Origin of the sequence: Halolamina sp. CBA1230, from assembly GCF_002025255.2 — an archaeon.
Classification (GTDB): domain Archaea; phylum Halobacteriota; class Halobacteria; order Halobacteriales; family Haloferacaceae; genus Halolamina.
Map to the genome: position 1 here is coordinate 1,155,606 of NZ_CP054587.1, position 18,105 is coordinate 1,173,710.

Consider the following 18,105-nt stretch of genomic DNA (forward strand, 5'->3'; position numbering starts at 1 on the left):
CCCGTGTGACGATGGATTCTCCCGAGCCGCCCGTTTCAGCCCGTGAGCGGTAGCGGTAACAGTAAAAGGGGCGGGATTTCGTTGTTCGAAACGGCTACGAAAGGTGTGGTACGTAGTTCGTACATATTGAACGTCCCAGATGATTCACCAAAAGAGATATTATTCCGTAACGTTTGGGGAATCAATATGTTCAGATTCGTAGCTAAAATCCTGGCCGCATCTTTCCTATTTATAATCGGTTTACAGTTTATACACCATCCGAACGATATGTTCCGGATGCGGAATTGGCCGGGGGTTGAGAAAGACCAAGAAATGACTGCGGGAGGGGTGTATATGTACAAGATAACCGGTGTGATTATCTGCCTCGGAGCTTCTGGATTTGCTGCTGGAACAATATTGTCTCTTTAGAGGAAATTCCTCCGAGTGTGGCATTCGTTTGTATTTCTCCTGATTCATCAGCAGTTTGGTATTATTTCCGAATAAAGAAACCGCTACCAACTACTGCTAGCGCGCTACCGCTGCACGCGCTCGGGCAGCCCCAGCACGTCCACCGCCGCGTCCGCGACCGAGTCACGCTCTCGTTCGGGCGCGTACACGCCCAGCCGCCAGCCGTCGCGCTGGGTCTGCCGGATCGCGCTCACGAGCCCCGACGCCTCCTCCAGGCGCTGGACCACGCCGTCGACGACGACGCGGGCGTTTGACTCCTTCATCGACGGTCGGCGCGGCACGTCGACGATCACCTCGGACTCGTCGACGCCCGCGCGCTCCGCGATATCGCGTTCCGCGGCGCGTTCGTCGTCGTGGCTCAGTTCCAGCAGGTGGGCGGGCGTGTCCGAGAGGCCGGCCCACACCGTCCGCTTGTACAGGTCGCGGCGCTCGACCCGGCCGCCGAGGTCGGGGACGTGCTCACACAGCGCCACCAGCAGGTCGTGATCGGCCATCCGCGCGAACGCGTCGATCCCCACGTCGTTCTCCCCGTCGAGCAGGCGTTCGGCGGCGCGTTCGAGCATCGAGCCAGCGATCCGGGAGACGTGGTGGCGGTAGACGATCCCGTTCATCAGCCCGCGGGCGAGCAGCAGCGACTCCGCAGTGCGGACGTTCCCCGCCGCGAGCACGAGTTCGCCGTCGCGGTAGCGCAGCGAGCGAACGAGCCGCCCGTGGTCGATGGAGCCGTAGGGAACGCCCGTGTGGTGGGCGTCGCGGACGAGGTAGTCCATCCGGTCGACGTCGAGTTCCCCGGAGACGAGCTGGCCGAGTTCACCCTCGCCGCGGACCAGCGCGGCGACGCGGTCCGGCGAGAGGTCGTGACCCCTGAGCACGTCGGCGATCCCGGTGTCCGCGATCACGTCGCCGATCTCGTCGTGGTGCCGGCCCGCGCGGCGCATGATCACCTCCTCGGTCTGGTGGCCGTACGGGCCGTGGCCCACGTCGTGCAGCAACGCCGCGGCGCGGACGTGATCCGCGCGTTCGCCGTCGACGCGCAGGTGGGTGAGCGCCTGCTCGGCGAGGTGGTAGACGCCCAGCGAGTGCTCGAAGCGCGTGTGCGAGGCTGAGGGGTAGACGAGCCGGATCGTCGAGAGCTGCTTGATGTGCCGGAGCCGCTGGAAGGCGGGCGTGTCCAGCAGGTCCGCCGCGACCGGGGAGAGGGTGATCCAGTCGTGGACGGAGTCCTTGATCGCGTTCATGTTCCGATTCGCGGCGGGGAGGCCAAAAAACCGCCCCGGTTCGGGCGTGTGGGCGCGTTCTACTCCTCCCAGAGGAAACTGCCTCTTCTCTCGTCTTCTCGGTTGCCGTCAGTGGTGGCCGATCAATGAAGATTCCTGAACTATTTTTCAGTAGTTATAACTTTGCTAGATATATGTTCGAGCTCTCCGATCGGCCCATGATACACCGCAACTGCAAACTTCTCTGGTAAATTTGGGAAGTGGGTTACGTTAGTGTATGAGTATAAGTGGGATTCGGTCCCGTCTGTACTGGTCGGACGGATGTGAATACTTAGTTCCGGAGTATCGCGGCTACCCAGACCAGCTGTCGGCTTCACAGATTCAATAACTCCATCCACTTCTATCACCCCGTCTACGATAACTTCACTTTCAGATTCGTTAAACTGTATATCTACTTCTTCGGGGGAAGAGCCATCGTATTTACTGATAGAGGAAATCGTCGTTTGGGCGTTTCCCGGCTTCGTAGAATAATTTCCAACCGATACCAAAAGTCCACCACCAACTACCCCGCTGGTAGCGAGAAGCGCTAGCAGTTTTCGTTTACTTATTCCTGTTTCCATACTGTTGCGCAAACTCCGATATATTCCTTATTGGATTACTAGATAGAAATAAGTTTATTATTCGAGAATACGAGGCCACTCCCGCGATGCCCCTTCCGTCATCAACACAGGCAGTGGATTCAGCCCCCCGAGAACAGTTTCCGCAACCCGAGAGACGGTCAGTATGACGAACCCCCGCACCGCGATCGCCCTCGCGACCCCTCCTTGTCCTCGCTGGCTGTCGAGGGGGTGTCTACGTCGTGGTCGACACGGAAGCCCTCGGAGCAGTGGCGCCGACGGCGCAACGACTTTTTCCCTGCCACTGCGACTCCGAGCATGGTCACGTTCCTCGCCGGGGGCACCGGCACCCCCAAGCTACTCTCGGGCGACGATCTCGTCTTCGCCCGCGACTCCGTCACCGTCGTCGGCAACACCGGCGACGACGTCGAACTCGGCGGCCTACTCGTCTCGCCGGATCTCGACACCGTGCTGTTCGACGGCGGCGGCGTGCTCGACCGCGAGACGTGGTGGGGGATCGCCGACGACACCCACGAGACGAACGAGGAACTGTTCCGCCTCGCCGACGCCGCCGGCCTCGACGGCGGCCCGCGCTACCTCCCCGACGACGCCCAGACCGAGGGAAGGGAGATCGCGCGCTGGCGGCGCTTCTCCGGGATCGCGGAGTTCATGACGATCGGCGACCGCGACCGCGCGGTCCACATCACCCGGACCTCGCTGCTCGACGAAGGCCTCACCCTGACCGAGGCGACGTGGACGCTCGCCGACGCGTTCGACCTCGAGATCGACCTGCTGCCGATGAGCGACGACCCCGTCGCCAGCATCGTCCACACGCCCGACGGCGAGATGCACTTCCAGGAGTACTGGGTCGCGAGACGCGCTGAACCCACTGTCGAGGACGTGGAGTTCCGCGGCGCGAACAGGGCCGAACCGACTCCCGAGGTCGAAGCCGCCCTGACCGATCCCGTCGTGATCGGCCCCTCGAACCCCGTCACCTCCGTCGGCCCGATCCGGGCGCTGCCGGGGGTCGACCGCGCGCTCGCGGAGACGCCGGTCGTCGCCGTCTCGCCGTTCTGCGAGGACGAGGCGTTCTCCGGCCCCGTCGCGGATCTGATGGCCGGCACCGGCCGCGAACCCTCGACCGCCGGCGTCGCCGAGACGTACGCGTTCGCGGACGCGTTCGTGCTCGACGCGGCGGACGGCACCGACCTCGATCGCCCGGTCGTCCGCACCGACACGGGGATCGACGATCCCGCGGACGCCGAACGCGTCGCCCGGGCCTGCGCGCTCGCGCTGGCTGCCGTCGGCGCGTCAGCGGCGGATCTCGACCTGACCGTCGACGATCCCGCCGAACTGGACGGCGACGACATCGACACGAGCGGTCTGCCCGCAGTCGAAGGTGAGCCGTGATGTTCGACCCGAGACTTGCCCTCGCGTCGCTCTCCGGCGAGGCCGACGCCGAGTGGGCCGCCAGCGGCGCCGAGTGGGCTGGCGCGGCGTTCCTCGGCGGGCTCTGTCTGGACGAACCCACCCGCGAGGCGGCGCGGGAGATGGTCGCCGACAGGGATCGGGAGGAGTTCCTGCCCGACGATCCGATCGTGTTCGTCGCCGACGAGCTGGCGGCGCTTTCCGGCGTCGACGTGCGAGCCGGGATCAACGTCCGGTCGACCACGACGGCACCGGTCCGTGAGGTCGCCGAAGTGGCGGCCGAGCACGACGCAATCGTGGAGATCAACGCCCACTGCCGGCAGGCCGAACTCTGTGCCGCCGGCGCGGGCGAGACGCTGCTCCGGGAGCCGGACCGACTCGAACCGCTGGTCGGGGCGGCCGCCGCGACGGGCGCCGACGTGAGCGTGAAGGTCCGGACCGAACTCGCGGGCGTCGATCTCGTCGACGTTGCCAAGCGAGTCGACGCCGCGGGCGCCGACGCGCTCCACGTCGACGCGATGGACAGCGAGGCTCGCGTGGCCGACCTCGCCGACGCGACCGACCTGTTCCTGATCGCCAACAACGGCGTTCGGGGGCGGGAGAGCGTCCGGGAGTACCTCGAACACGGCGCCGACGCCGTGAGCGTGGGCCGACCGAGCGACGATCCCGCGGTGCTCGAACGCGTGGCCGACGCCGTCGAGGAGTGGTTCGCCGAGCACGGGGCGCCGGCGGAGGCGCCGCGATGAGCCGCGACAGCCCCCGAACGCCGGCGGAGAACGCCGAACTCGCGCTGCTGCTGGAGGTCGCGGGCACGCCGAAGCCGGGGAACGTCGACCGCCGGCGCGACCTCGACGACCTGCGCTTCGAGCAGTTCCTCGCCGGGAGCGTCGGGAGCGCCGCAGGACTGCGGCAAGCAGCCGAGGGTGCGCCGATCGGGGAGGCGTTCGACCACGCCGTCGCGGGGATGAGCCGCCAGTCCGGCGGCAACACGCAGTTCGGCTGTCTGCTGCTGCTGACGCCGCTGGTGAGCGCTGCGGCGGACGACGAACTGACCCGCGAGGCGGTTCGTGAACGCTGCCGGGCGACCACTGTCGACGACGCCGTGGCGTTCTACCGCGCGTTCGAGCACGTCGACGTGGCGGTCGGCGATCCACCCGAGGGCGCGGACGATCTCGACGTCCGGCGCGGGAGCGACGCCGAGTCCGCGCTCCGCGAGCGGGGGACGACGCTGTGGGACGTGATGGAACTCTCCGCCGACCCCGACGACGGCGTTCCCGACACCAACGCCGCGGAGTGGGTCGAGGGGTTCCCGCGGACGTTCGACGCCGCCGACGCGGTCCTGGGGGACGACGGGCCAGTGCCCGACCGCGCGGCTCGCTGTTTCCTCCGACAGCTCGCTGCGGAGCCGGACACGCTGGTCCGGACGAGCCACGGCGAGGCGACTGCGCGTGAGACCCGCCGGCGTGCCGAGGAAACGCTCGCCGAGGTCGAACGGACAGACTCGCTCGATCCGGCCGAGGAACTGGCCCGCGAGTTCGTCGACGGGGGGATCAACCCCGGGACGACCGCGGACCGCGTGGCCGCGGCGCTGTTCGTCGCGCTCGAACGGGGGTTGACCGTATGACGGGGGAGAACGGCGATTGGAAGCCCGAGAACGACGCGCCCGACGGCTGGCCGGTCCCGCTACGCGGGGTAACGGAGTCGGTGATCGCAACGAAGGGGCCGAACGGCCTGTGGAACCTCGCCGCGCTCGGGCTCCACGCGGGCGATCCCGTGACCGCGCGGACGTACGGCAACACACGGACGCGGCGGAACCTCGAACGCCGCGGCGGCGGGGTGGTCCAGTTCGTCGCCGATCCGCGAACGTTCGTCGACGCCGCGCTGTCGATCCGGGAGGAGTCCGAACCGGTCGTTCCGAGCGCGGACGGGTGGGTCGACGTCGACGCGACGCTCATCGATAGCTGGACGGACGAGGGGACGGCGATCCGGGAGTGGGAGCTTCTCCCCGGCGAGTCGGCAGTCGTCCGGGAGGGGGCGACGACGATCAACCGCGGTTTCGGCGCGGTGGTCGAGGCGACGGTCGCGGCCTCGCGGCTCGGCGTTTCGGGGTTCGACGACGAGGAGCTCCGGGCCCGACTCGACTTCCTCGCGAGCGTGGCCGAGCGCGCCGGCGGCGCCCGCGAGCGCGAGGCGATGGAGTGCGTGGCGGCGAACGCGGACTGGTGCTACCAACCGGAGAACTAAGGTCGCAGCCGCCGACTTGGGAGGCATGAACGACAGCGCTCGCCCCGCGAGCCAGTTCGCCGTCGAAGGTACCGAAGACCCCAAGGAGACGCTGCTCTGTGGGTTCGCGAGCTACGGGCTCTCCGGGCTGACCGCCGTCGACTTCCTGATCGACCAGCTCGAACTCGTCGAGACGGGCCACGTCGCCGCCGAGGGGATGCCGAGCATCACCCCCTTCGAGAACGGACAGCCGACCCACCACACGCGGCTGTTCTCCCGGCCGGATTTGGAGCTGACGCTTTTGAAGAACGAGCTGTTCGTCCCGCCGGCGCTGAGCTCCCCGTTCGGCGAGGAGATCCTCTCCTGGACCGAGCGCCACGGCGTCCGCGAGATCGTCGTCGTCGACGCGGTGCCGATGCAGCACGGGCCTGACGACCACCGCACCTACTACGTCGCGACCGACGACTACCGCGAGCGGCGGCTCGCCGAGACGAGCATCGAGCCGATGGCCCGGGGGTATCTCGACGGCGTGACGGGCGCGCTGGTCGAACAGGGGATCGACTCGCCGCTCGCGGTCGGGGTGTTCCGCACGCCAGTCCACGAGCAGATGCCCGACGTGGAGGCGGCGATCCGACTGATCGAGACGGTCAACGGCGTGTACGACCTCGACGTCGACACCGAGCCGCTCCAGGAGTTCGCCGACGAGATCCAGCGCTACTACGAGGAGCTCCACGAGCGCTACGAGGCCGCTGCCGAGCGCGAGCGCGCGTTCGACGACCGGATGTACATGTAGGCCGGCTCCGCCCGGAGTCAGTAACTTTAACGCGGCGAGTACACAGCTATCCAGTCATGGAACGCGTAGACGTCGCCATCGTCGGCGGGGGGCCGGCCGGCACCGCGGCCGCCCACGCCGCGGCCGAACACGGTGCCGACGCGCTGGTGCTGGAGAAGGGGGTCCCGCGCGAGGACCGCGAGGAGCTGGGGCCCGACTCCACCGACGCGGCCGGGATCCTCGACTACTGGGTCGACATCATGGGGATCCACCCCGACGAGATGCCCGACGGGGTGGTCCAGAACACCCTCGACCGCGCGGAGTTCCGCGGGCCGAACACGGCCTGTAACCTCCGCTCGACGGGGATCGACTCCTCCTACGACGAGTTCGGCTACACCTTCCACCGCGCCCGCTTCGACGACTTCCTGCGTTCGCGGGCGGAGGACGCGGGCGCCCACTACCGCACGCAGGCGTCGGTGAAGGGCGTGCTCGCGGATCAGGACGGCCACCCGCGCCACACGCTCGCGCTGACCAACGGCGAGGAGATCGGTGCCGACTACCTCCTGCTGTGTGACGGGCCCCAGCGCACCGTCACGATGGGGGTGCTCGACGAGTTCCTCGCGGATCATCGCGCGGCGAGCGAGGTGCTCTCGCCGCCGACGGCCAACCACATCGCCTACCAGGAGTACCGGAAGTTCCCCGAGGAGATCTACGAGCAGGTGCAGGACGCGATCGTGTTCTGGTGGGGGCTGATGCCCGGCCACACCGCCTACCCGTGGATCTTCCCGAACCAGGACCGGGTCTGCCGGGTCGGGCTGACGATGCCCATCGGGATGGACATCGACGCGGTCGAGGAGCGCGAGAAGTACGACCTCCTGCGCCCCGAGGACGACCGGATCCCGCAGGGCGCGACGTACATCGAGCGCCTGCTCGAACGCGAGTACGGCGACGAGTACGACCTCTCGGACTTCCCGTTGGTCGAGGACGCGGGCAAGAGCCGTGGCACCGAGACGTACCCCATCTCCTCGACACGGCCGATCGAGTCGCCGGTCGACGCCGGGATCGCCGTCTGTGGCGGCGCGATGGGTACCACGTCGGCGTTCCACGAGGGCGGCGACCACCTCGCGGTCCGGACCGGGGCCATCGCGGGGCGACTGGCCGCCGAGGAGCGACTGGGTCACTACAACCACGAGTGGCGCGAGGCGATCGGCGAGGAGGTACTGCGCAACGTCTCGCTCGCCGAACTCGTCCGGGACTGGGGGCCGGATCAGTGGGACAAGGTGTTCCGCGTCGGCGAGGAGATGCTGGCCGAGGACGACGCCGGCGAGATGCTCTCCTGGAGCCCGCAGGCGGGGCTGCGTGGCGCGAAGCTACTCGCGGAGTACAAGCTGGTGAAGTTCCGGAACCGCAACCGACACGTCCAGCTGACCGCCGACGAGTACAGCTACTAGCGGGAGAACTACGCTTCGGCTTCCTGGGCGGCGGCGCCGGCTTCCTTCCGCGTGATGTACCCCGCGATGCGGTTGCGGACTTCCTTCGACTCGACGTTGGTGAGCGCTGAGACGCTCTCCTTGTTCGTCTCGAAGTTCTGGTTGAACGACTCGGGGTACTTCTCGAGCAGGAGCGTCCCCAGCTGTTTGACGTACTTCGGCTTGATTGCCATACGGTTGGATTCCCCGGAGAGCCACTAAAGCGATTCGTTCCGGGCCAAGTGGTCCCAGCCCGGCGCGTCGAACACCGACCGAGGAAACGAGGTATTAACCTCGGCCCGTTCTCTCCCCCGAGTAGGATGGAGGTCGAACTACTGGAGGCCACGGAGAACCCGGAGGAACTGATCTGTTCGGCCGCGCGAAACGACTACGCGTCGGCGTTCGTCGGCGACCAGACGTTCGAGGAGACGATGGAGACCGTCGACGGCGACGATATCGAGGAGAAGAAGGGGACGCTGATCGGCCACCTGCTGAGCCACGGCCACTTCGGCCCGTTCGAGCACGCCCAGGCGACGTTCGCGATCGAGGGGATGTCCCGCTCGTGTATGGCCCAGCTCACCCGCCACCGCCACGTCTCCTTCGACGTCCAGAGCATGCGCTACGTCGCGTTCGACGACGTCGACCCCGAGGACGTAGGTGACGGCGAGATGGTGGTGACGCCCCCCTCCGCGACCGACCCCGACTGGATCGGCCGCAATCAGCAGGGCGGCAGCGTCGACGAGGAGACCGTCGAGAAACGGGAGGAGGTGTTCCGGGACTCGGTCCAGCGCTCCGTCGAGGAGTACCAGCGCCTGCTCGACCTCGGGATGCCGCCGGAGGACGCCCGGTTCGTCCTCCCGATCGGCACCGAGGTCAACGTCGTGATGAGCATGAACGCCCGAACGCTGATGCACGTCGCCGACATGCGCGCCGCCGCCGACGCCCAGTGGGAGATCCGCGGGCTGACCGAGCAGGTGCTCGACTACGCGGCGGAGTGGTGTCCGATCACGTTCGAGTACTACGAGGAGCACATGAAAAACCGGAAGAACCGGCTCGCGCCGTAGCCAACGCTTTCCCCCTCCCCCGTGTAGCGTCGCCAATGGCTTCCCGTGCCGCGGCGGTCGCGCTCTGCTGTCTGCTCGTTCTCGCCGGCTGTGCCGACAGCCCAGTTCCGACCGACGGCGCCGACTCCCCGTCGGCCACCGCGACGCCCGGATCGTCGACGGCCATCGACGCGCCGCCCGCGGCGACGCCCAAACCCGACGCGGTGGAGGTCGAAGTGATCGATATCGTCGACGGCGACACGATCGACGTGCGGTTCCCGAACGGGAGCAAAGATACGGTGCGCCTGCTCGGCGTCGACACGCCGGAGGTCCACGCCGAGAACGACCCCACGGAGTTCCCGGGCGTGCCCGACACCGACGCGGGCCGAAACTGCCTCCGCGAGTGGGGTGAGCGCGCCAGCCAGTACGCCGAGGACGAACTCGCGGGCGAGACGGTGACGCTCTCCTTCGACGAGAACGAACCCCGTCGCGGCTACTACGGCCGGCTGCTGGCGTACGTCCACGTCGACGGCGACTCGTTCAACTACGGCCTGATCACGAAGGGCCTCGCGCGGCGGTACGACAGCTCGAACTTCCAGTACCGCGAGCGCTACGGCACCGCCGAGGGGATCGCCCGCGGCACCGGCACCGGGCTCTGGGGCGCCTGCGCGACCGAGAGCCCGCGGACGGCAACCGAGACGCCGATCCCCGCCGCCGACGGCGGCCCGCCGCTGTGGGTCAGCGAGATCCACGCCGACGCCGCGGGCGACGACCGGGAGAACCTCAACGGCGAGTACGTGACGTTCGCCAACGCCGGCGAGGAGACGCTGGATCTCTCTGGCTGGACCGTCAGCGACGAGGCCGACCACACGTACACGTTCCCCGAGGGGACCGAGATCCCGCCGAACGGGACGCTCACGCTCCACACCGGCAGCGGCGAGGACGGCGACGGGCATCTCTACTGGGGCGAGGGGAGCCCTGTCTGGAACAACGGCGGCGACACGGTGATCGTCCGGAACGGGAGCGGGGAGACGGTGATCGAACGGGAGTACGGCGGGTAGTCGGACCGCAAACCACATTCCGCGACGCGCCCACACCCCGGACATGCACTCGGCCGTGATCGTCGCCGGCGGGCGTTCGACCCGGTTCGGCGACGACGACAAGGCGGTCGCGCCGCTGTCCGGAACGCCGATGATCCGCCGCGTCGCGGACCGACTCGAACCCGTCGTCGACGAGCTCGTGGTGAACTGTCGGGACGACCAGCGCGACGCGATCGAGGAAGCGCTCGCCGGCTACCCATTGGCTACCAATTTCGCGCTCGATCCCGAGGTCGATCAGGGACCGATGGCGGGGATCCGGAACGGTTGTCGGGCCGCGAGTGGCGAGTACACCGCCGTCGTCGCCTGCGACATGCCGTTCGTCGACCCCGACGCGATCAGCTACCTGTTCGACCGTGCGAGCGGCGAGGTTTCGCCGCCAGAGGGCGCCGACGACGAGGGAGCGCCGCCGTTCGACGGCGCAGTGCCGCGACTGGGCGACGGCTGGTACCAGACGACCCAGGCCGTCTACCGGCCGGACGCGATGGCCGACGCCTGCGACGCCGCGCTGGAGCGCGGGGACCGGAAGATCCTCGCACCCTTGGAAGACCTCAGCTACGCGGTCGTGAGCGAGGACGAACTCACGACGGTGACCGACCTCACCACGTTCGAGAACATCAACACGAAGGAGGAGTTCGACGAGGCCGCGTCGCGACTGGGGTAGCTAGGCGACGACTTCGCGGATCTCGGCGTCGGCCATCCGCGCGAGCACCACGCGTGGGACCACCGAGCGGTCGGCGTGGTCGAGAACCGCCTCGGCGATATCCCGGGCCGCGTCGAGATCCTCGTCGTCGTCGACTTTGTTCACCAGCGGGATCGCCGTCGCACCCGGCGGAACGCCGCGCAGGCCGCCCTCGGGGCTGGCGAGCACGCGGCCGACGACCTCGGGCGTGATCTCGTCACCCACCTCGACGCCCGCGACCGTGGCGACGCGCTCGGGGCGGTGGACCAGCTCCTCGTCGAGCGGTTCGCCGACGACGTGGGCGCTGGCGACCGGGATCACGGTGTCCGCCCACGAGGGGATCCGGGGTTCGTTCTCGCCGGGGGCTTTGAAGTCGCGCATCCGCGCGCCGTCGGCCTTCACGAGGACGGGACCGTCGTGGGCCGCCGCGATCTCGTCGACCGTCTCGGGGTCGTAGCCGCGGTAGCGGTCCTCGAACTCCTGTTCGGGGACGAGGCCGAGCGGCCAGTCGGCGGCGGTCATCAGTGCCGCGAGCGGGTCCTCGGTGATCTCGACCCGGGCGACGTGGGAGTCGAAGATGGGGATGCGGACGGTGGCGGTGACGACCGCGCGGTCGGCCGCGGCAGCCAGCGCGTACATGGTAGTTTTCTTGCCGCCGGCGCCGACGACGCAGGTCAGGCCGTCGGCGTCGAGCGCGTCGATGAGGTCGGACATGGGTGTGGGTGGGAGTGCGGGGGATCAAACGGTTTCGGGACGGGGCAGTCAGGCGTCGTCCCCGTCGGCGCGCTGGCGGGCAGCGAGCGCGTCGCTCACGGTCGCGAACTCGACGCCGGGCTTGGCGGCCATATACTCGATCAGCTCCCGGAGCATCGACGGCCGGGGGCTGCGGCCGCTGACCTGCGGGTGGAGCGTGAGCACGTAGATGCCGCCCCCGTCGGACTCCGTCCGACTCCCCGGGGAGCGTGGGTAGTGCTCGTACATCCAGTCGAACTGCCGGCGCCAGTGGTCGAACACCGCGACCTCGTCCGAGAACGCGCGGTTGCCGGAGAACGCCAGCGCGGGGTAGTCGTCACGCTGCCACGACACCGGGACCTCAGTGATCCCCATGGGATCGCCCACCTCGTACGGTTCGTCGAGGGGCGCGTGGTCCTCGGTGAGCTCGTACGGTTCGAACTCCCGGGCCATACCGCTGGAGGACCACTCGAAGTCGAACTCCGAGAGCAGCCAGACGGTGTCGGCAGAGAACTCCCACGACGGCGAGCGGTAGCCCGCCGGCCGGGAGCCGGTGAGCGCCTCGATGCTGTCGATCCCGCGGGCGATGTCCGCGCGCTCGGCCTCGCGGCTCTCGTACTCGCTCGGCGGCGTGTGGCTCCAGCCGTGGTGGCCGATCTCGTGGCCGGCGTCGACGACGCGCTCACACGGGTCGGGGAAGGATTCGATGGTGTGCCCGGGGACGAACCACGTCGTCGGCACGTCGAGGCGGTCGAACAGGTCGAGCAGTCGCGGCGCACCCACCTCGGCGCCGAACCGGCCGCGGGAGCGTTGGACGGGCGCGTCGGCGAACTCACCCGCGTGGAGCCACGGCGAGACGGCGTCGAAGTCGACGGTGAGACAGACGGTCGCGCGGGCCATACCGTCCCGGAGGGTGCAGCGGTGATAAACCCCGCGAGCCGTTGGGTATCGGTCGGCTCGTCGGCCGCGCCCCCCTTCTCGAACGACGACCGCGAGATCGCCAGCAACGATAGGGGTCGTAAAATCCCGCTTAGGCAGGGTTTTTCAGTCGGGGGGGCGTAGCGATAGTCGATGACCGACAGCGAAGCCGTCTTCGCGGCGGAGGGTTCCCGATGAGAGGAAACGATCAACAGGCCTACGACCGCGGTACGTCGCTGTTCTCCCCCGACGGCCGCATCTACCAGGTGGAGTACGCCCGCGAGGCCGTCTCGCGTGGCGCGCCCAGCGTGGGCGTCCGGACGGAGGAGGGCGTCGTGCTCGCCGCCCAGGCCCAGGCGAGTTCGGAGCTGATGGAGTCCGAGAGCATCGAGAAGATCCACAAGCTCGACGACCACATCGGCGGCGCCTCCGCGGGCCACGTCGCGGACGCGCGACAGCTGATCGACTTCGCGCGCCAGATGGCCCAGAGCAACCACCTGCGCTACGGCGAGGCCGTCGGCGTCGAGACGCTCACCAAGTACATCACCGACCACATCCAGGAGAACACCCAGATGGGTGGGACCCGACCGTACGGCGCCGCGCTCCTGATCGGCGGGATCGAGGGCGGCGTCGAGGGTGAGGAGGGCACACCGCGGCTGTTCAGCGCCGACCCCTCGGGGACGCCCCACGAGTGGAAGGCGACGATCATCGGCGGCGGTCGTGAGGAGATCCAGGGCGTGCTCGAGGACGGCTGGTCCGAGGATCTCAGTCTCGAGGAGGGGCTGAAGCTCGTTCTCAGCAGCCTGCGCGAACACGAGGAGGAGATCGAGGCCGACGCGCTCTCGGTCGTCTCGATCACGATCGACGACGGCTACCAGACGTACGAGACCGAGGAAATCGCGGAGCTGCTCGACGCGCTGGCCGAGGAGTCCGGCGACGACTCCGAAGAGTAACGCGATCCCGATTTCCCGCCGCGGACCGCTTCTCGCCGCCACCCGACGCTTTAGGTAGTCGGCGCCACCACCGCCAGCCATGCAGTTACTCGAAGGCGGCCACGTAGTCGACGCCGACGGCACCCGGGCGGCGGACGTACTGATCGACGACGGCAACGTCGCCGTCGTCGGCGACGCGGGCGACGAGAACCCCGACGAGCGCGTGGACGTCTCGGGCCAGTTCGTCGTGCCCGGGATGATCGACAGCCACGTCCACCTGATGATGGACGCCCGACCGGACGCCGAGAGCGTCCAGGGCGACAGCGAGGCGACGCTCGCTTACCGCGCCGCCGAGAACCTCCGGAACCAGGCCGAAGCGGGCGTCGTCGCCACCCGGGATCTGGGCGCGCCGGCGACGGTCGCCATCGACGCCCGCGAGGCGGTCGCCGACGGCACCCTCCTCGGCCCGCGCGTGGAGGCCGCAGGGCAGAACGTCGTCATGACCGGCGGTCACGGCCACTGGTTCGGCCGTGAGGCCGACGGCCCCGACGAGATCCGGAAGGCGGTGCGCGAACAGCTCAAAGCCGGGGCAGACGTGATCAAGTGTATGGCCACCGGCGGCGTGCTGACGACGGGTGCCCAGACGGGGGCGCCCGAACTCACGCCCGCCGAACTGGAGGCGCTGGTCGAGACGGCCCACACCGCCGGCCGCCCGACGGCGGCGCACTGCCACGGCACGCAGGGGATCAAAAACGCCGTGCTCGCGGGGATCGACAGCGTCGAGCACGGGACGTTCATGGACGAGGAGGCTGCCGAGCTGATGGCCGAACAGGACACGTACTGGGTGCCGACGCTGTCGGCGCTGAAGGGGATCGTCGAGAACAGCGACGCCGGCATCCCCGAACAGGCCGTCGAGAAGGGGCAGGACGCCGCCGACCGGATGGCCGCCGCGTGGGAGTACGCGCTCGACGCCGGCGTCCCGATCGCGATGGGCACCGACGCGGGCACGCCGTTCAACGACCACGCCGACGCGGCCCACGAGCTCGCGTACATGGTCGAGTACGGGCTCGACGAGGAGCGCGCGCTGGCGGCGGCGACGGTCAACGCCGCCGACCTGCTCGGCCTCGGCGACACGGGACTGGTCGAGAGAGGGTACCGTGCGGACCTGCTCGTGCTGCCCGACAACCCCCTCGAGAACGTGCAGGCGTGGCAGTCGCCCCGGCAGGTGTACCTCGGCGGCGAGCGATTTCGGTAGGGCGTCGACGACCCCTGTAACCTGCGAATCCGCCACACGGCGGCGAGGAAACGCAACGGTTTTACGTTCTACCCCGCTACGAACGTCTGCGAAGCGCTCTGGTGGTGTAGTCCGGCCAATCATATCACCCTCTCACGGTGATGACCTGGGTTCGAATCCCAGCCGGAGCATTTCTGCGGCGAGCAACGTTCGAGCGACGTGTTTCGGGAGTCGGTTCGACGCCCGTTTTCGACAGCCGCGGCGCCGTCTCGGGGGGCCGGCCACGACCGAGAAACGAATCTTTATACCGTCGCCGCGGCCATTCTTCGCTAACAGAGCGTACCATGGCATCGACGATCTACCTCGTGAGTGCGGCGCTGATGGCAGTCCTCCTCGTCGCCGTCGTGGCGGCGACGGTAGGCCGAGGCTGGAAAAAGTACACGCCGGGGCTCCAGCGTGACCAGTCGGTCTGGAGCTCCCTCGCCGGCAACGAGTCGGCGTGGGTGCTGGCGTTCGTCCTCGCCGCGCTGGCCGCCGGCGGCGGTGCGACGCTGTTCGTGAGCGGCGACTCCTTCTCGGGGTCGGTGGTCACCGTCGGCGGCGCCGCGGTCGGCGTCGCGCTGGCGGTGGCGTTCGTCTTCTACCTCTTCTACGGCACCTACGCGGCCGCGAAGGCGCGTGGCTACCAGCGCGCGGCGGCCGTGATGGCCGGCTCGTGGATACTGGGGCTGCTGATCGTGCTCCTGATCACGGTGAACCTCCTGACCGGCGCCTGAGCCGGCTGCGAAACGCTCCCGTGCCCTCCCGACCCGAGTTTCGGAGAGGCGTGAGTCCTCCCCGCCAGTGCTCGGTGTCGGCCCGGGGAGCCCGGGCGTGCACGCGCCGGCTCGCAGCGCTCCTCCGGTCGACAACGACCCGGGGAACGCGCTGGCTCACGGTGCTGTGTTCGCTACTGCTGTTCACGGCGCCGGCACGGGCCCACGGTGGACCGGGGATCAGTTCGGGCACCGTCGACGCGCCGACGTGGCTGTTCCTGCTGACCGGCGTCGTCGTCGTCGCCGTCTCCTTTCTGCTCACCAGCTTCGTCACCGACCGCGACCTGCTGGCGTCGTACCACGACCGCCGCCTGTCGATCCCGGGCGGCGCGACGGTCCGGCGCTGGGGCACCCCCGTCGGTGCCGTGGTCGGCGTGCTCGGCCTCGCCAGCGTGGTCGTGACGGGCGTGTTCGGCCCGCCCGAGGCCGACCGAAACCTCGCCGTGTTACTGGTCTGGGTGGTCTGGTGGGCGGGGTTCACCGCGAGCACGTACCTCCTCGGGAACAGCTGGCCCGCACTCGACCCGTTCGGCCGGCTCGCGGCGCCGCTTTCGGGCGACGGTGTGATCTCGTTGCCCGACTGGATCGGTCGCTGGCCCGCGGTCGCCGGCCTACTGCTGCTCGTCTGGCTCGAAGTCGTCACCGAAGTCGCGGCCGATCCGACACAGCTGACCGTCGTCGTCGGTACGTACCTTCTCGCGACCGTGCTCGGGAGCGTCCTGCTCGGCCTGGGGACCTGGCGCCGGCAGATCGACCCCATCTCGGGCGTGTTCGAGCTGTACGGCCGGGTCGCGCCGATTCAGCGCACGGACGAGGGGCTCGAGCTCGCCGCCCCGGGCGCGGTGCTGACCGACGTGGACGCCGACGGGACGACGGTGGTCAGCGAGGTCGGCTTCGTGATCGCGCTGCTGTGGGTGACGACGTTCGACGGGTTCGTCACGACCCCCGGCTGGCAGTCGGTCGCGGCGCCGGTGATCCGCGCGGGGCTGCCCGCCGAACTGGCGTACTTCGCCGCGATGCTCGTGGGGTACGCACTGTTCTTCGGCCTCTACTGGGCCGCCTCCGCACGCGTGCGGCCGGGCGGGGAGGCGTACCGCTCGGCGCCCCGCATCGCCGCCGCGTTCGCGCCCACGCTGTTGCCTATCGCCGCGGGCTACCACTTCGGCCACTACGTTCCGTACTTTGTGACACAGCTGCCGGCGTCGATCGTCGTCACCCTGAACCCGCTGTCGCCGCCGATCGCGCCGCCCGTCCTCGGACTGCCGGGCTGGATCGGCTGGGCGGGCCCGGTCGCGGTGCTTCTGGGCCACCTGCTCGCGGTGTGGGCCGCCCACACCCGCGCGTTCGAACTGTTCACCGGGGGGCGTCAGCCGATCCGGAGCCAGTCCCCCTACGTCGTCGTGATGGTGCTGTACACGATCACGGGGCTCTGGCTGCTCGCACAGCCGACCATCGACGTACCGTTCGTCTGATCGCGACGGCGCCGACGTGCTGACCGCCGCTCAGCGCTCGTGGAGCGTCACGTCGACCTCGCCCCCCTCCGCCACGACGGTCATCATCGTCGTCCGCTCGGCTGGCTCCGCGCCGGTCACCGAGCCGGGGTTGAGCACGCGTACGCCCTCGTGGACGGTGTCCTCGACGACGTGTGTGTGGCCGCCGACGCCGACGACCGTCTCGCCCGGTTCGCCCCGGCCACGCGCTCGCGCCGTGTCCGCGATGGCGTCCGCCCACGCCTCGCCGCCGAGCACGAGCCCCGCCCCGCTCTCGACGGTCGCCTCGAACGACGTGATCTCACCCTCGTCGCTCACGGCCATCTCCGTCGAGACGTCGGCGGCGTCGACGGCCGCGGCGACGGGGTTGATCGTCGTGGGTGACGACGAACGTGACGCCGCCGAGCGTGACTGCGTCGACGGCCGGAAGGCCGATACCGTCCGGATCGACGTTGCCGTGGACGGCGGTCAGTTCCGACGCGAGCGCTCGCACGTCGTCGAGGACGTCGACCGTCTGGAAGTCGCCCGCGTGGATGGTGTGGTCCGCGGCGGCGATCCGCTCGCGGAACTCCTCGGGGAGGGCCGATTCGCGTTCGGGAACGTGACTGTCGGAGACCACTGCTAGCTCCATATCACCTCGTTGGCAGGATCCGGAATAACGGTACCGGCCGTGTGGAACGGTTACCCACACGCGCCGAAGAAAAACCGCGGGCGGCGTCTTACTGGATCGAGTACGACGCCGCGACCGTGAGCGCCAGGAAGCCGACGACTCCCAGCAGCATCACGTACGTCACCGAGCGGGGCTCCCAGACCAGATGCTGGAAGTAGCCCGCGACGATCACTCCCTTGATCAGCGAGAGGGCGGTGATCAGCCCGAGCGCGAGCAGGTAGTTCTCCTCGAGCAGGCCGACCTGCTCGACGCCGACCTGCAGCGTCGCGAAGACGAACAGTGCCACGTAGATCCCGGTGTAGAGTTTTGTTCGTGCCAT

At 68.7% G+C, this 18,105-nt stretch carries 22 protein-coding genes and 1 tRNA gene; 15 read left to right on the forward strand and 8 right to left on the reverse strand.

Features of this window, described 5'->3' with window-relative positions; genetic code table 11:
• Positions 1–105 precede the first annotated feature (105 nt).
• Entirely contained in the window at positions 106–408 is a 303-nt protein-coding gene (locus tag B4589_RS05900; RefSeq protein WP_143414278.1) for a hypothetical protein, read from the forward strand.
• Between the two features lie 104 nt (positions 409–512).
• Here B4589_RS05900 and B4589_RS05905 read toward each other — a convergent pair whose 3' ends face one another.
• Together B4589_RS05905 and B4589_RS05910 are read right to left on the reverse strand one after the other, a co-directional pair.
• The gene (locus tag B4589_RS05905) at positions 513–1,685 is read right to left on the reverse strand and encodes an HD domain-containing protein (protein ID WP_079233401.1); all 1,173 of its coding nucleotides are present in this window, start codon (positions 1,683–1,685) and stop codon (positions 513–515) included.
• A 140-nt stretch (positions 1,686–1,825) separates the two neighbouring features.
• Positions 1,826–2,284, reverse strand: coding sequence for a hypothetical protein (locus B4589_RS05910; protein WP_143414279.1), 459 nt, complete (start codon positions 2,282–2,284; stop codon positions 1,826–1,828).
• A gap of 315 nt (positions 2,285–2,599) precedes the next feature.
• On the opposite strand from B4589_RS05910, the gene cofD reads away from it, so the two are divergent.
• The 6 genes from cofD to B4589_RS05940 are packed head-to-tail and all read left to right on the forward strand — an operon-like array spanning position 2,600 to position 8,155.
• Positions 2,600–3,691, forward strand: coding sequence for a 2-phospho-L-lactate transferase (gene cofD, locus B4589_RS05915; protein WP_079233402.1), 1,092 nt, complete (start codon positions 2,600–2,602; stop codon positions 3,689–3,691).
• Positions 3,691–4,455, forward strand: coding sequence for a tRNA-dihydrouridine synthase (locus tag B4589_RS05920; RefSeq protein WP_079233403.1), 765 nt, complete (start codon positions 3,691–3,693; stop codon positions 4,453–4,455). Before cofD ends, B4589_RS05920 begins: the two co-directional genes overlap by 1 nt.
• The gene (locus tag B4589_RS05925) at positions 4,452–5,333 is read left to right on the forward strand and encodes a triphosphoribosyl-dephospho-CoA synthase (protein ID WP_079233404.1); all 882 of its coding nucleotides are present in this window, start codon (positions 4,452–4,454) and stop codon (positions 5,331–5,333) included. Before B4589_RS05920 ends, B4589_RS05925 begins: the two co-directional genes overlap by 4 nt.
• The gene (locus tag B4589_RS05930) at positions 5,330–5,953 is read left to right on the forward strand and encodes a DUF447 domain-containing protein (protein ID WP_079233405.1); all 624 of its coding nucleotides are present in this window, start codon (positions 5,330–5,332) and stop codon (positions 5,951–5,953) included. Before B4589_RS05925 ends, B4589_RS05930 begins: the two co-directional genes overlap by 4 nt.
• Before the next feature lie 25 nt (positions 5,954–5,978).
• Positions 5,979–6,725, forward strand: a complete 747-nt coding sequence (locus B4589_RS05935; protein WP_079233406.1) for a proteasome assembly chaperone family protein — start codon at positions 5,979–5,981, stop codon at positions 6,723–6,725.
• Between the two features lie 56 nt (positions 6,726–6,781).
• Positions 6,782–8,155, forward strand: coding sequence for an NAD(P)/FAD-dependent oxidoreductase (locus B4589_RS05940; protein WP_079233407.1), 1,374 nt, complete (start codon positions 6,782–6,784; stop codon positions 8,153–8,155).
• An 8-nt stretch (positions 8,156–8,163) separates the two neighbouring features.
• Here the strand turns inward: B4589_RS05940 and B4589_RS05945 are convergent, their stop codons facing one another.
• Positions 8,164–8,367 carry a 30S ribosomal protein S17e gene (locus B4589_RS05945; RefSeq protein WP_079233408.1) on the reverse strand — a complete coding sequence of 68 codons (204 nt, stop codon included), beginning with the start codon at positions 8,365–8,367 and terminating at the stop codon, positions 8,164–8,166.
• Positions 8,368–8,493: 126 nt separating this feature from the next.
• Here B4589_RS05945 and thyX point away from each other — a divergent pair, with 126 nt between their 5' ends.
• Genes thyX through B4589_RS05960 form a run of 3 tightly spaced genes read left to right on the forward strand, consistent with a single transcriptional unit; the run spans position 8,494 to position 10,977 of the window.
• A complete protein-coding gene (gene thyX, locus B4589_RS05950) occupies positions 8,494–9,237 on the forward strand; it encodes an FAD-dependent thymidylate synthase (RefSeq protein ID WP_079233409.1) in 744 nt (247 codons plus the stop codon).
• Positions 9,238–9,272: 35 nt separating this feature from the next.
• Positions 9,273–10,277: a lamin tail domain-containing protein gene (locus tag B4589_RS05955; protein ID WP_079233410.1), complete on the forward strand. Its 1,005-nt coding sequence runs from the start codon at positions 9,273–9,275 to the stop codon at positions 10,275–10,277.
• 43 nt (positions 10,278–10,320) lie between these two features.
• Positions 10,321–10,977, forward strand: a complete 657-nt coding sequence (locus B4589_RS05960; protein WP_079233411.1) for a molybdenum cofactor guanylyltransferase — start codon at positions 10,321–10,323, stop codon at positions 10,975–10,977.
• Here B4589_RS05960 and yqeC read toward each other — a convergent pair whose 3' ends face one another.
• Together yqeC and B4589_RS05970 are read right to left on the reverse strand one after the other, a co-directional pair.
• The gene (yqeC, locus tag B4589_RS05965; protein WP_079233412.1) at positions 10,978–11,709 is read right to left on the reverse strand and encodes a selenium cofactor biosynthesis protein YqeC; all 732 of its coding nucleotides are present in this window, start codon (positions 11,707–11,709) and stop codon (positions 10,978–10,980) included.
• A 48-nt stretch (positions 11,710–11,757) separates the two neighbouring features.
• Positions 11,758–12,627, reverse strand: coding sequence for a polysaccharide deacetylase (locus tag B4589_RS05970; protein ID WP_079233413.1), 870 nt, complete (start codon positions 12,625–12,627; stop codon positions 11,758–11,760).
• Positions 12,628–12,839: 212 nt separating this feature from the next.
• Between B4589_RS05970 and B4589_RS05975 the strand changes: the two genes are divergently transcribed.
• From B4589_RS05975 to B4589_RS05995, 5 genes are all read left to right on the forward strand, one after another.
• Positions 12,840–13,598 carry an archaeal proteasome endopeptidase complex subunit alpha gene (locus B4589_RS05975; RefSeq protein ID WP_079233414.1) on the forward strand — a complete coding sequence of 253 codons (759 nt, stop codon included), beginning with the start codon at positions 12,840–12,842 and terminating at the stop codon, positions 13,596–13,598.
• A gap of 79 nt (positions 13,599–13,677) precedes the next feature.
• Complete coding sequence (locus B4589_RS05980) at positions 13,678–14,832, forward strand: amidohydrolase family protein (protein WP_079233415.1); 1,155 nt, start codon at positions 13,678–13,680, stop codon at positions 14,830–14,832.
• 95 nt (positions 14,833–14,927) lie between these two features.
• A tRNA-Glu gene (locus tag B4589_RS05985) sits at positions 14,928–15,002 on the forward strand.
• Positions 15,003–15,155: 153 nt separating this feature from the next.
• Positions 15,156–15,587, forward strand: a complete 432-nt coding sequence (locus B4589_RS05990; protein WP_079233416.1) for a hypothetical protein — start codon at positions 15,156–15,158, stop codon at positions 15,585–15,587.
• 161 nt (positions 15,588–15,748) lie between these two features.
• Positions 15,749–17,098 (forward strand): hypothetical protein, encoded by a 1,350-nt coding sequence (locus B4589_RS05995; RefSeq protein WP_143414280.1) that lies wholly within the window; start codon positions 15,749–15,751, stop codon positions 17,096–17,098.
• A gap of 30 nt (positions 17,099–17,128) precedes the next feature.
• Here B4589_RS05995 and B4589_RS18025 read toward each other — a convergent pair whose 3' ends face one another.
• The 3 genes from B4589_RS18025 to B4589_RS06005 form a co-directional block, all read right to left on the reverse strand.
• Entirely contained in the window at positions 17,129–17,434 is a 306-nt protein-coding gene (locus B4589_RS18025) for a metallophosphoesterase family protein (protein WP_217920486.1), read from the reverse strand.
• Positions 17,418–17,747, reverse strand: coding sequence for a metallophosphoesterase family protein (locus B4589_RS18030; RefSeq protein WP_217920487.1), 330 nt, complete (start codon positions 17,745–17,747; stop codon positions 17,418–17,420). Before B4589_RS18030 ends, B4589_RS18025 begins: the two co-directional genes overlap by 17 nt.
• A gap of 88 nt (positions 17,748–17,835) precedes the next feature.
• Positions 17,836–18,105 carry a cytochrome C oxidase subunit IV family protein gene (locus B4589_RS06005; protein WP_079233417.1) on the reverse strand — a complete coding sequence of 90 codons (270 nt, stop codon included), beginning with the start codon at positions 18,103–18,105 and terminating at the stop codon, positions 17,836–17,838.